This window comes from Streptomyces sp. 63XJN7_1_ISO-PGPR-S23-121 (genome assembly GCF_056173025.1).
In genome coordinates, this window is the sequence record NZ_CM149653.1 from 1,216,762 (window position 1) to 1,228,948 (window position 12,187).

At 69.9% G+C, this 12,187-nt stretch carries 11 protein-coding genes and 1 riboswitch; of the genes, 4 read left to right on the plus strand and 7 right to left on the minus strand.

Annotated elements, in window-relative coordinates; all coding sequences use genetic code 11:
* Nucleotides 1-3: 3 nt before the first annotated feature.
* The 3 genes from def to AC0VYN_RS05695 all read left to right on the plus strand — a co-directional run bounded on the left by def (nucleotide 4) and on the right by AC0VYN_RS05695 (nucleotide 3,396).
* Nucleotides 4-654, plus strand: coding sequence for a peptide deformylase (def, locus tag AC0VYN_RS05685; protein WP_451692012.1), 651 nt, complete (start codon nucleotides 4-6; stop codon nucleotides 652-654).
* Between the two features lie 283 nt (nucleotides 655-937).
* Nucleotides 938-2,023: an epi-isozizaene synthase gene (gene cyc1, locus AC0VYN_RS05690; protein WP_475535037.1), complete on the plus strand. Its 1,086-nt coding sequence runs from the start codon at nucleotides 938-940 to the stop codon at nucleotides 2,021-2,023.
* Nucleotides 2,020-3,396 (plus strand): bifunctional albaflavenone monooxygenase/terpene synthase, encoded by a 1,377-nt coding sequence (locus AC0VYN_RS05695; protein WP_475535038.1) that lies wholly within the window; start codon nucleotides 2,020-2,022, stop codon nucleotides 3,394-3,396. The genes cyc1 and AC0VYN_RS05695 overlap by 4 nt, the downstream gene beginning before the upstream one ends.
* Nucleotides 3,397-3,414: 18 nt before the next feature.
* Here AC0VYN_RS05695 and AC0VYN_RS05700 read toward each other — a convergent pair whose 3' ends face one another.
* Nucleotides 3,415-4,383 carry a helix-turn-helix domain-containing protein gene (locus AC0VYN_RS05700; protein ID WP_475535039.1) on the minus strand — a complete coding sequence of 323 codons (969 nt, stop codon included), beginning with the start codon at nucleotides 4,381-4,383 and terminating at the stop codon, nucleotides 3,415-3,417.
* A gap of 92 nt (nucleotides 4,384-4,475) precedes the next feature.
* On the opposite strand from AC0VYN_RS05700, the gene AC0VYN_RS05705 reads away from it, so the two are divergent.
* On the plus strand, nucleotides 4,476-4,736 hold the full coding sequence (locus AC0VYN_RS05705) for a hypothetical protein (protein WP_475535040.1): 261 nt from the start codon (nucleotides 4,476-4,478) through the stop codon (nucleotides 4,734-4,736).
* On the opposite strand, the gene AC0VYN_RS05710 is transcribed toward AC0VYN_RS05705, so the two are convergent.
* The 6 genes from AC0VYN_RS05710 to AC0VYN_RS05735 form a co-directional block, all read right to left on the minus strand.
* On the minus strand, nucleotides 4,649-5,671 hold the full coding sequence (locus AC0VYN_RS05710) for a ribonucleotide-diphosphate reductase subunit beta (RefSeq protein WP_385469438.1): 1,023 nt from the start codon (nucleotides 5,669-5,671) through the stop codon (nucleotides 4,649-4,651). The two genes, AC0VYN_RS05705 and AC0VYN_RS05710, sit on opposite strands and share 88 nt — an antisense overlap.
* Complete coding sequence (locus AC0VYN_RS05715; protein ID WP_475535041.1) at nucleotides 5,671-8,052, minus strand: ribonucleoside-diphosphate reductase subunit alpha; 2,382 nt, start codon at nucleotides 8,050-8,052, stop codon at nucleotides 5,671-5,673. The genes AC0VYN_RS05710 and AC0VYN_RS05715 overlap by 1 nt, the downstream gene beginning before the upstream one ends.
* 124 nt (nucleotides 8,053-8,176) lie before the next feature.
* A riboswitch (cobalamin riboswitch) is annotated at nucleotides 8,177-8,316 on the minus strand.
* 52 nt (nucleotides 8,317-8,368) lie between these two features.
* On the minus strand, nucleotides 8,369-8,875 hold the full coding sequence (locus tag AC0VYN_RS05720; RefSeq protein WP_475535042.1) for a GNAT family N-acetyltransferase: 507 nt from the start codon (nucleotides 8,873-8,875) through the stop codon (nucleotides 8,369-8,371).
* 70 nt (nucleotides 8,876-8,945) lie between these two features.
* Nucleotides 8,946-10,574, minus strand: coding sequence for a monocarboxylate uptake permease MctP (mctP, locus tag AC0VYN_RS05725; RefSeq protein WP_385473391.1), 1,629 nt, complete (start codon nucleotides 10,572-10,574; stop codon nucleotides 8,946-8,948).
* Nucleotides 10,571-10,828, minus strand: coding sequence for a DUF3311 domain-containing protein (locus AC0VYN_RS05730; RefSeq protein WP_475535043.1), 258 nt, complete (start codon nucleotides 10,826-10,828; stop codon nucleotides 10,571-10,573). Before AC0VYN_RS05730 ends, mctP begins: the two co-directional genes overlap by 4 nt.
* 420 nt (nucleotides 10,829-11,248) lie before the next feature.
* A complete protein-coding gene (locus AC0VYN_RS05735) occupies nucleotides 11,249-12,013 on the minus strand; it encodes a GntR family transcriptional regulator (RefSeq protein WP_451692005.1) in 765 nt (254 codons plus the stop codon).
* Between the last annotated feature and the right edge of the window lie 174 nt (nucleotides 12,014-12,187).

Sequence of the window (12,187 nt, forward strand, 5' to 3'; positions counted from 1 at the left end):
GTCATGGCGCAGCAGGACACCGATCAGCAGCACACGGGCGTGCTCCCCGTGGACGACGAGGGCTTCGTCGTGGACACCGAGGACTGCGAGGAGCGCGAGACGGCCTGGCGTGAGCGCGGTACCTCGCGGCCGATCACGGTGGTCGGCAATCCGGTGCTGCACAAGGAGTGCCAGGACGTCACCGACTTCGGCGAGGACCTCCAGCAGCTGGTCGCGGACATGTTCGCCAGCCAGCGCACCGCCGAGGGCGTGGGCCTGGCCGCCAACCAGATCGGCGTCGACAAGAAGGTCTTCGTCTACGACTGCCCCGACGACGAGGGCGTCCGCCACGTCGGCGTGGTCTGCAACCCGCGGCTCGTCGAGCTGCCCGCCGACCGGCGCCGCCTCGACGACAGCAACGAGGGCTGCCTGTCGGTGCCGACCGCCTACGCGCCGCTCGCCCGCCCCGACTACGCCGAGGTGACCGGGCAGGACGAGAAGGGCGACCCGATCAAGGTGCGCGGCACCGGCTACTTCGCACGGTGTCTGCAGCACGAGACCGACCACCTCTACGGGTACCTCTACATCGACCGGCTCTCCAAGCGCGAACGCAAGGACGCGCTGCGGCAGATGGCCGAGAACGAGCCGCGCTACCCCGTGGTCGCGAACGACTGAGCCTCACCTCCGCCTCACAAGCCCCAGACGCACGGCGCCCGTTCGGTCCCACCCGAGCGGGCGCCGTTCGTGTGTCCGCGACTCGTTTCTTCCCTGCTGCTCGCCCGGAGATCCCGAAGCCGACACACAACAGGAGGATTCAGGCGCCGTGGGGTAGTGAATGGAGCAAATCCGTTCCCAGGACGGTCAGTTGTGGTGCTGAATGGTTGAGCGGGGATACGCAACGGCGCACGCCCCGCTCAGCGAGAGGTGTGCGCCACCGGCGGCTGAGAGGGGTTTGTTCGTGCATGCTTTCCCACACGGCAACACAGCGACACCGACCGCGATCGCAGTTCCACCGCAGCTCTCACTCCCGGTGATCGAGGCGGAATTCACCCGGCGACTGCACCCGTATTGGCCGAAGCTCCAGGAGAAGACCCGCACGTGGCTGCTCGAAAAGCGGCTCATGCCGGCGGACAAGGTCGAGGAATATGCCGATGGCCTGTGCTACACCGACCTCATGGCCGGGTACTACCTCGGCGCCCCCGACGAGGTCCTCCAGGCGATAGCCGACTACAGCGCGTGGTTCTTCGTCTGGGACGACCGGCACGACCGTGACATCGTCCACGGCCGGCCGGCCGCCTGGCGGCAGCTGCGGGACCGGCTGCACACGGCCCTGGACTCGCCCGCGGACCACCTGCACCACGAGGACGCGCTGGTCGCCGGTTTCGCCGACAGTGTGCTGCGGCTGTACGCCTTCCTGCCGCCGACGTGGAACGCCCGGTTCGCCCGGCACTTCCACGCGGTGATCGAGGCGTACGACCGGGAATTCCGCAACCGCACCCACGGAGTCGTGCCCGGAGTCGAGGAGTACCTGGCACTGCGCCGGCTCACCTTCGCGCACTGGATCTGGACCGACCTGCTGGAGCCGAGCGCCGGGTGCGAACTCCCGGATGCCGTCCGAAAACACCCCGCATACCGGCGGGCGGCACTGCTGAGCCAGGAATTCGCCGCCTGGTACAACGACCTCTGCTCGCTGCCGAAGGAACTAGCGGGCGACGAGGTCCACAATCTCGGAATCAGTCTCATCACCCATCACCAACTGACCCTGGAAGAATCGATAGAGGAAGTCCGGCGGCGCGTCGAGGAATGTGTCACGGAATTCCTCGTCGCCGAACAGGACGCCTTGCGGTTCGCCGACTGGCTCGCCGACGGGACCGTGCGCGGAAAGGAACTGAGCGGCGCCGTGCGGGCCTGCGTCGGCAATATGCGGAACTGGTTCAGTTCCGTCTACTGGTTCCATCACGAGTCCGGCCGTTACATGGTCGACAGCTGGGACGACCGGTCCACGCCCCCGTACGTCAACAACGAAGCGGCAGGTGAGAAATGACCGTCGATTCGGTCAACCCCGGGACCCGGACCGACGACGCGGCGGAGCTGCGCGAGCCGCCCGTCGCGGGCGGCGGCGTCCCGCTCCTCGGGCACGGCTGGAGGCTGGCCCGCGACCCGCTGGCCTTCATGGCCCAGCTGCGCGACCACGGCGACGTCGTACGCATCCGGCTCGGCCCGAAGACCGTGTACGCGGTCACCACTCCGGCGCTCACCGGCGCCCTCGCGCTGAGCCCCGACTACCACATCGCCGGCCCGCTGTGGGAGTCGCTGGAGGGCCTGCTCGGCAAGGAGGGCGTGGCGACCGCCAACGGCCCGCTGCACCGGCGCCAGCGGCGCACCATCCAGCCCGCCTTCAAACTGGACGCGATCCCCGCCTACGGGCCGATCATGGAGGAGGAGGCGCACGCGCTCACCGAGCGCTGGCGGCCGGGGGAGACCGTCGACGCCACCTCCGAGTCCTTCCGCGTCGCCGTGCGCGTCGCGGCCCGGTGCCTGCTGCGCGGCCAGTACATGGACGAGCGCGCCGAGCGCCTGTGCGTAGCCCTCGCCACCGTCTTCCGCGGCATGTACCGGCGGATGGTCGTCCCGCTGGGGCCGCTGTACCGGCTGCCGCTGCCGGCCAATCGCGAATTCAACAATGCGCTGGCCGATCTGCACCTCGTGGTGGACGAGATCATCGCCGAGCGTCGCGCGTCCGGCCAAAAGCCGGACGATTTGCTGACGGCTTTGCTGGAGGCCGAGGACGACAATGGCGACCCGATCGGGGAACAGGAGATCCACGACCAGGTCGTCGCGATCCTCACCCCCGGCAGCGAAACCATCGCCTCCACGATCATGTGGTTGCTCCGGGCACTTGCCGAACACCCGGAACATGCCGACCGCATACGCGACGAGGTGGAAGAGGTGACCGGTGGACGTCCTGTGGCATTCGAGGACGTTCGCCGGCTCACGCACACCGGCAATGTCATCGTGGAGGCCATGCGTTTGCGCCCCGCGGTATGGGTATTGACGCGGCGCGCGGTGGTCGAGACGGAACTCGGTGGCTATCGCATTCCGGCCGGGGCGGACATCATCTACAGTCCGTACGCAATCCAGCGCGATCCGAAGTCGTACGCCCGCAACCTGGAGTTCGACCCGGACCGATGGCTTCCGGAGCGCGTGACGGAACTGCCGAAATACGCCATGCGGCCGTTCAGCGTGGGCAATCGCAAGTGCCCGAGCGACCACTTCTCGATGGCGCAGCTGACGCTGATCACGGCGGCGCTCGCCGCCAGGTACCGCTTCGAGCAGGTGCCGGGCTCGAACGACGCGGTGCGCGTCGGCATCACACTGCGTCCGCACGACCTGCTGGTCAGGCCCGTAGCGAGGTGAGTGCCGCGGCGGCGCGGCTCAGGCGGCGGCCTCGGAGCCCCGGAAGGTGCGCCGGTAGGCGTGCGGGGTGGTGCCGAGAGCCCTGACGAACTGGTGCCTCAGGGCCGCCGCCGTACCGAAGCCGGTGCGCCGGGCCACCGTGTCCATCGTCTCGTCCGTCGCTTCCAGCAGCCGCTGGGCCAGCAGCACGCGCTGGCGCAGGATCCAGCGGTAGGGCGTCGTGCCCGTCTCCTGCTGGAAGCGGCGGGCGAAGGTGCGCGGGGACATGAGCGCCCGGGCCGCGAGCTGCTCGACGGCGACCTCCTGGTCGAGGTGCTGCTCCATCCATGCCAGCACCTCGCCTACGGTGTCGCAGGAGGAGCGCGGCAGCGGCCGCTCGATGTACTGCGCCTGACCGCCGTCCCGGTGCGGCGGTACGACCATGCGCCGGGCGATCTTGTTGGCGACCTCCGGCCCCTGCTCCTTGCGCACGATGTGCAGACAGGCGTCGATCCCGGCGGCCGTGCCGGCGGAGGTGATCACCGGGTCCTCGTCGACGTAGAGCACGTCCGCCTCGACCCGTGCCCCCGGGTGCCGCCGGGCCAGCTCGTCGGCGTGGTGCCAGTGCACCGCGCACCGCCGCCCCTCCAGCAGCCCCGCGGCACCGAGCACGAAGACCCCCGAGCACACGCTCAGCACCCGCGTCCCCCGGTCCACGGCCCGCCGCAGGGCGTCCAGCAGCGCGGGCGGATACTCCCGGCGCGTGAAGTCGCTCCCGGCCGGCACGGTGATCAGGTCCGCCTCGTCCAGCCGGTCGAGCCCGTACGGCGTCGACACGGTGAGCCCTCCGACGTGGGTGCGCAGCGTCGGGCCCTCCGCGGACACCACCGCGAAGTCGTACCGGGGAAGCCCGTCGTCGCTGCGGTCGATGCCGAACACCTCGCACACGACGCCGAGTTCGAAGGGATGCGCGCCGTCCAGCAGAACGGCGGCCACGTTCTTCAGCATGCTGACAGTGTGCCCCGGAAGTGGCAGGAAATCGAGGCCCTGCGGCAGTCCTGCCACTCCCGGTAAGGAGTCCGAGGCGTGACAGTAGTGACATGACCGCAGACCAGACAGAAGCCCTGATCGGAATGCTCGCGACCTTCGGACTCCTGGTCCTCATGGTCCTCCCCTCGGTGTTCGGCATCGTGCGCGACCGGCGCGTCGACCGTCAGCTCAGGGAGGCCCGGAGGGACCAGGAGACCCGGGAGACCATCCGGAAGGAGACGCCTCAGAAGTCCTCGGACAGGTCGACGGTGCCCTCCACCGCCACCTGGTACGCCGAGGGGCGCCGCTCGAAGAAGTTGGTCAGCTCCTGAACCCCCTGGAGCTCCATGAAGGAGAAGGGGTTCTCGGAGCCGTACACCGGGGCGAAGCCGAGGCGCGTCAGGCGCTGGTCGGCCACGCACTCCAGGTACTGCCGCATCGAGTCGGTGTTCATGCCCGGGAGGCCGTCACCGCACAGGTCGCGCGCGAACTGCAGCTCGGCCTCGACGGCCTCCCGCAGCATGTCGGTGACCTGCCGGCGCAGCTCGTCGTCGAAGAGGTCCGGCTCCTCCTTGCGGACGGTGTCGACCACGTCGAAGGCGAAGGACATGTGCATCGTCTCGTCGCGGAACACCCAGTTGGTGCCGGTGGCCAGGCCGTGCAGCAGGCCCCGGCTGCGGAACCAGTACACGTAGGCGAAGGCGCCGTAGAAGAACAGGCCCTCGATGCACGCGGCGAAGCAGATGAGGTTGAGCAGGAAGCGGCGGCGGTCGGCCCTGGTCTCCAGGCGGTCGATCGACTCGACCGAGTCCATCCACCGGAAGCAGAACTCGGCCTTCTCGCGGATCGAGGGGATGTTCTCCACGGCCGCGAAGGCGGCGGCACGGTCGTCCGGGTCGGGCAGATAGGTGTCCAGCAGCGTCAGGTAGAACTGGACGTGGACGGCCTCCTCGAAGAGCTGCCGGCTCAGGTACAGCCGCGCCTCGGGGGAGTTGATGTGCTTGTAGAGGGTCAGCACCAGGTTGTTAGCGACGATGGAGTCGCCCGTCGCGAAGAAGGCCACCAGCCGTCCGATGAGGTGCTGCTCCTCGGGGCTGAGCTTCGCGAGGTCGGCGACGTCCGAGTGGAGGTCGACCTCCTCGACGTGCCAGGTGTTCTTGATGGCGTCGCGGTAGCGCTCGTAGAAGTCCGGGTAGCGCATGGGGCGCAGGGTCAGTTCGAAGCCCGGGTCGAGCAGGTTCTTCACGGCGGGGGTCTCGGTGGTCATTACTGGCAGGCCTCGCAGGACTCGGGGTTTTCCAGGGAGCAGGCGACCGCTTCGGGGTCCGGGGCGGCCTGCACGGGCACGGTGGCCCGGCCGGCGGCGCGCGCGATCCGGGTCGCCGGGCGGGAACGCAGGTAGTACGTGGTCTTCAGGCCCTGCTTCCAGGCGTAGGCGTACATCGAGGACAGCTTCCCGATGGTCGGCGTCTCCAGGAACAGGTTCAGCGACTGGGCCTGGTCGAGGTACGGGGTACGGGCGGCGGCCATGTCGATGAGGGCGCGCTGCGGGATCTCCCACGCGGTGCGGTACAGCGCGCGCACGTCCTCGGGGATCCACGCGAAGCCCTGCACCGAGCCGTTCGCCTCGCGCAGCGCCTCGCGGGTGCGGGCGTCCCACACGCCGAGCCGCTTGAGGTCGTCGACCAGGTACGAGTTGACCTGCAGGAACTCCCCGGACAGCGTCTCGCGCTTGAACAGGTTGGACACCTGCGGCTCGATGCACTCGTAGACGCCCGCGATGGAGGCGATCGTGGCGGTCGGCGCGATGGCGAGGAGCAGCGAGTTGCGCAGCCCGGTCGTCGCGATACGCGTCCGCAGCGCCGCCCAGCGCTCCGGCCAGGCCGTCCGCACGTCGTAGTGGTCGGGGTGCAGCACGCCCCGGGCGGTGCGGGTCTTCTCCCAGGCCGGCAGCGGGCCGTTGCGCTCGGCGAGGTCGGCGGACGTCTCGTACGCGGCGAGCATGATCCGCTCGGCGATGCGCGTGGACAGGGCCCTGGCCTCGGCGGAGTCGAAGGGCAGGCGCAGCCGGAAGAAGACGTCCTGCAGGCCCATCGCGCCGAGGCCGACCGGGCGCCAGCGGGCGTTGGAGCGGCCCGCCTGCTCGGTCGGGTAGAAGTTGATGTCGACAACCCGGTCCAGGAAGGTGACCGCGGTGCGGACGGTGGCGTCCAGCCGCTCCCAGTCGATGTCGCCGCCGGTCACGAAGGCGCCGAGGTTGACCGACCCGAGGTTGCAGACCGCCGTCTCCCCGTCGTCCGTGACCTCCAGGATCTCCGTGCAGAGGTTGGAGGAGTGCACGACGTGGCCCGGCTCGGCGGTCTGGTTGGCGGTGCGGTTGGCGGTGTCCTTGAAGGTCATCCAGCCGTTGCCGGTCTGTGCGAGGGTGCGCATCATGCGGCCGTACAGCTCGCGGGCCGGGAGGGTCTTCCTGGCCAGGCCCTTCGCCTCGGCCTCCCGGTAGGCCGCGTCGAACTCCGCGCCCCACAGGTCGGCCAGCTCCGGCACGTCCGAGGGCGAGAACAGCGACCACGGCCCGTCCGCGTCCACCCGGCGCATGAACTCGTCCGGGATCCAGTGCGCGAGGTTCAGGTTGTGCGTGCGCCGGGCGTCCTCGCCGGTGTTGTCCCGCAGCTCCAGGAACTCCTCGATGTCGGCGTGCCAGGTCTCCAGGTAGACCGCCGCCGCGCCCTTGCGCCGGCCGCCCTGGTTCACCGCGGCGACCGAGGCGTCCAGCGTCTTCAGGAACGGGACGATGCCGTTGGAGTGCCCGTTGGTGCCGCGGATCAGTGAACCCCGGGCGCGGACGCGGGAGTAGGCGATGCCGATGCCGCCGGCGTGCTTGGACAGGCGCGCGACCTGGTGGAGGCGGTCGTAGAGGGAGTCCAGCTCGTCCAGGGGGGAGTCGAGGAGGTAGCAGGACGACATCTGGGCGTGCCGGGTGCCGGAGTTGAAGAGGGTGGGGGAGGAGGGCAGGTAGTCCAGGCGGCTCATCAGCCCGTACAGCGCGGCGACCTCGTCCACCGACCGGTCGGTGTCGTCCTCGGCGAGTCCGGCGGCCACGCGCAGCAGGAAGTGCTGGGGCGTCTCGACGACCTTGCGGGTGAGCGGGTGCCGGAGCAGATAGCGGCTGTACAGCGTGCGCAGCCCGAAGTAGCCGAAGCGGTCGTCGGCGGCCGGGTCGGTCAGCGCGTCCAGGCGGGCCGCGTGCAGCCGGACGAACCCGGCCGTGCGGTCGGCGATCAGGCCCTCGCGGTGGCCGGTCGCGACGGACTCGGTGAAGGAGGTGACGCCCTGGGAGGCGGCCTCGGCGCGGATGCCGAGGGTCAGCAGCCGGGCGGCCAGCCGGGAGTAGACCGGGTCCTCCGAGATCAGACCGGCCGCGGCCTCCGTGGCGAGCTCCCGCAGTTCCGCCTCGTCGGCCCGCGCGGACCGGCCGCGCAGTGCGGCGGCGGCGACCCGGCCGGGGTCGGCGTCGGGGAGGTCGGCGGTGAGGCCGGTCAGGGTCCGCAGCAGGGCGGCACCGGGTCCGTCGGGTTCCTCGGTCACGGGGATCGCAGAAGCCGTCGCAGCGGACACTGAGGCCGGGTCGGCTGGCGCGATGGTCACGTGGGGCACTCCCTCGCTCGGCACGGGGCCAGGCGGAGGGCAGGGGGCAGCTCACGAGCGCGCGCGGCGTCGCGTCCACCGGCCCATTCCGCGAGGCCCGGACGTCATGGCACCCGGACCGGGACGGCCGGGCGCACTGTCGGCAGGTCCTCGGACTCGAGCCCGTGGCGCTCACGCGGATACGCGAACACACACGAGTACACCGTTGCGGGACAGTTCCGGATTCACACCGGATTCCCCTGCGGCGACAGCGAGCATGAGCATACATCTTGTGCCGGGTTCCGCGAGCACCCCCAGATGTTGTGCCGCGCCGGTGTCAGAGCGTCAGTTGGTAGGTGAGCAGCGTGATGTCGTCGAGCCCCGGCACGGGGTTCCAGTCCCGCTCGGGCGTGCGGACGAAGCCCAGGCGTTCGTAGAGCCGGTGGGCGGTGCGCATCGTCCGCTGCGTCGACAGCACGACGCGTGCGCAGCCCCCGACGGCCCGGGCGCGGTCGACGCACGACCGCACGAGGGCCTCGCCGACGCCGCGTCCCCGCGCCTCGTGGTGGACGGCGAGCATGCGTATCTCGGCCTCGCCGGGCCGGGCGATGTCGGCCATGGGGCCGCCGGACGGCACGAAGGTCACGCCGCCGAGGATCCGCCCGTCCGCTGCGGCGGCGAGCACCTGGGCCGCCGCGGCCCGCTTGGCGACGTCCCGCAGCTCGCCGAGGTAGGAATCGCTCTCCCCGAAGTCGAGCAGTCCGTCGTCGAGATAGGCGCGGGCGGTGATGTCGCCGAGGGCCCGGTACTCGTCGGGTGACGCCTGTCTGATCACGAAGTCCATGGGCCGAGTGTGCCCCACGGGTACGACGACGGGCCGCCGGATTTCTCCGGCGGCCCGTCGGATCGGGGGATCAGTGCGAGGTGCCCGCGGTGGCCGGGGGCAGCTCCGTCTGGACGCCCGGGTCGCCCGCGTCCGCCGTGTAGTCGCCCGGCCGGGTCTCGTCGACGCCCTCGGGTGCCTTGACGGCCTTCAGGACGAAGGTCAGGACCACGGTGACCAGGACGTTCAGCACGAAGGCGGTGAGGCCGATGTAGCCGATCTCGCCGATGCCCGGGATCTCCTTCGAGGACCCGCCGAAGTGCGCCTGCGTCGGCGAGGCGACCCCGTAGGCGGCGGCCGTGCCGTAGACCATGCCGACCGCCCAGCCGCCGAGCAGGGCCCAGCGGTGGAACCAGCGGGTGAACAGACCGCCCACCAGGGCCGGGAAGGTCTGCAGGATCCAGATGCCGCCGAGCAGCTGGAAGTTGATCGCGACGGTCTTGTCCATGCCGAGGACGAAGATCAGCGCGCCCACCTTCACCAGCAGCGACACCAGCTTGGAGACCTTCGTCTCCTGTTCCGGGGTGGCGTCGGGCTTGATGAAGTCCTTGTAGATGTTGCGGGTGAAGAGGTTCGCGGCCGCGATCGACATGATCGCCGCCGGCACCAGGGCGCCGATGCCGATCGCCGCGAAGGCCACGCCCGCGAACCAGTCCGGGAACATGTCCTCGAACAGCTGCGGGATCGCCAGCTGGCCGTTGTCCACCTTGACGCCGGCCGCGATCGCCATGAAGCCCAGCAGCGCGAGCAGGCCGAGCATCAGGGAGTACAGCGGCAGGATCGTGGTGTTGCGGCGGATCACCTCACGGCTGCGGGAGGACAGCGTCGCGGTGATCGAGTGCGGGTACATGAAGAGCGCGAGCGCCGAGCCGAGCGCCAGCGTGGCGTACGTCCACTGGCTCGCCTCGCCCGGCACCACCGCGCCGCGCGGCTTCCCGGTGGCCTCGTTGGTCTGGCCGAACGCCTCGCCCGCCTTGGCGAAGATGTCGTCGAAGCCGCCGAGCTTGATCGGGATGTAGATGATCGCCACGGCGATCACGATGTAGATCAGCGTGTCCTTCACGAACGCGATCAGCGCGGGGGCGCGCAGACCCGACGAGTAGGTGTACGCCGCCAGCACACCGAAGGCGATCAGCAGCGGCAGGTCCTTGACGAACCAGTTGGTGTCCTCCCCGCCGCCGACGCCCATCACGTCGAGCACGGCCTGGATGCCGACCAGCTGGAGCGCGATGTACGGCATCGTGGCGAGGATGCCGGTGACGGCGACCGCCAGCGACAGGCCCTTCGAACCGAACCGGCCGCGCACGAAGTCCGAGGTCGTCACGTACCCGTGCTTGTGGGAGACCGACCACAGGCGGGGCAGGAAGGTGAAGATCAGCGGGTAGACCAGGATCGTGTACGGCACCGCGAAGAAGCCGGACGCGCCGGCCGCGTAGATCGCCGCCGGGACGGCCACGAAGGTGTACGCCGTGTAGAGGTCGCCGCCCAGCAGGAACCAGGTGACCCAGGTGCCGAACGAGCGGCCGCCGAGGCCCCACTCGTCGAGGCTGTGCTCGTTCTCGGCCTTGCGCCAGCGGGCGGCCAGGAAGCCCATCGCGGTGACGAGCACGAAGAAGAGGATGAAGACGGCGAGTGCGACGCCGTTCACGCCGTCGTTCACTTGGTCCCGCCTTCCCGGCGGGCGCGCTGGTCACGCTGCCAGAGCTTGTACGCCGTCACCGTGAGCAGGGTGGAGATCAGCACCCATGCCATCTGGTACCAGTAGAAGAACGGGATGCCGATGAGGGCGGGGTCCGTCTTGGCGTACGACCCGACCCACAGCATGGCGACGAACGGTGCGACAAGACAGAGGCCGATGACGACGCGCACCGGCGTCACCGTCGGCCCTCTGTTCACTTCCGGGGCTTGCGACATGCGGTGGCTCCGTCCCCTCGCTGATCACCTGGTGCAGTGCGCACGAAAATGTAGGTGACGGCGTCTGGAAAGCGGAAGACCTCGTCCGTATATCGGTCCTCAACCGCAACGTCGCACGCCACGCGGCCGGGGCGGCTCCTGGAGCCTGTCGTCCGGATCACGCCGGCGTCGCGGGGCGTGGCACGCCCGGGACGCACCGGCTCTCTCAGCCGGCCTGACCCGAACGACGGACCCCAGGGGGTGTCGTTCGGATCTTGCCGGGGTCGCGGGGTCCGGCACGCGCATCTGCGGCGTTGTCGTCGGTTGCCAGGGCTCCGCCCTGGCGCCCTCCTCCGCCTTGCATCTGCACGCACCAGACCCCGCTCGGGTCGGTCTGCAAGGCACCGTTGCCTGGAGTCGTCCTGATCCAAACGACACCCCCTAGTCCTGGGGGCGCTTCAGCCTGGCCACGAACTTGTAGCGGTCGCCGCGGTAGACCGACCGCACCCACTCCACCGGCTGGCCCGTGCGGTCCAGCGAGTGCCGGGAGAGCATCAGCATCGGCAGGCCGACGTCGGTGCCGAGCAGGCCGGCCTCGCGCGGGGTGGCCAGCGAGGTCTCGATGGTCTCCTCGGCCTCGGCGAGATGGACGTCGTACACCTCGGCGAGGGCGGTGTAGAGGGAGGTGTACTTCACCAGCGACCTGCGCAGGGCGGGGAAGCGCTTCGCCGACAGATGGGTCGTCTCGATGGCCATGGGCTCGGCGTTGGCCATGCGCAGCCGCTCGATGCGCAGCACCCGCCCGCCCGCCGTGATGTCCAGCAGCCCGGCGAGGCGTTCGTCGGCGGTGATGTAGCCGATGTCCAGCAGCTGCGAGGTGGGTTCGAGGCCCTGGGCCCGCATGTCCTCGGTGTACGAGGTGAGTTGCAACGCCTGCGACACCTTGGGCTTGGCGACGAAGGTGCCCTTGCCCTGGATGCGCTCGAGGCGGCCCTCGACGACCAGCTCCTGCAGGGCCTGGCGCACGGTCGTGCGCGAGGTGTCGAACTCGGCGGCCAGCGTGCGCTCGGGCGGGACCGGCGTGCCCGGCGCCTGCGTCCGGGTCATGTCGAGCAGGTGCTTCTTCAGTCGGTAGTACTTGGGCACGCGCGCGGTACGGACGGTCGCCCCACCCTCGTTCTCCGCACTGCTGACCTCGGTGCTCATGCTCTGCCTTCCCGGCTCCGGGTGCCGAAGCGACCGACATCCCCTGTCGGCCACGGCTCACATCGTGGCACGGGTTCGTGCCGGGAGGATCCCGCACGCTCCGTGATCCCTTCTGTATACCTCCGAGGTTCCCGTTGGTCTAGTCCACCGCGCCGTCCGAGGCGGCTGGTACGC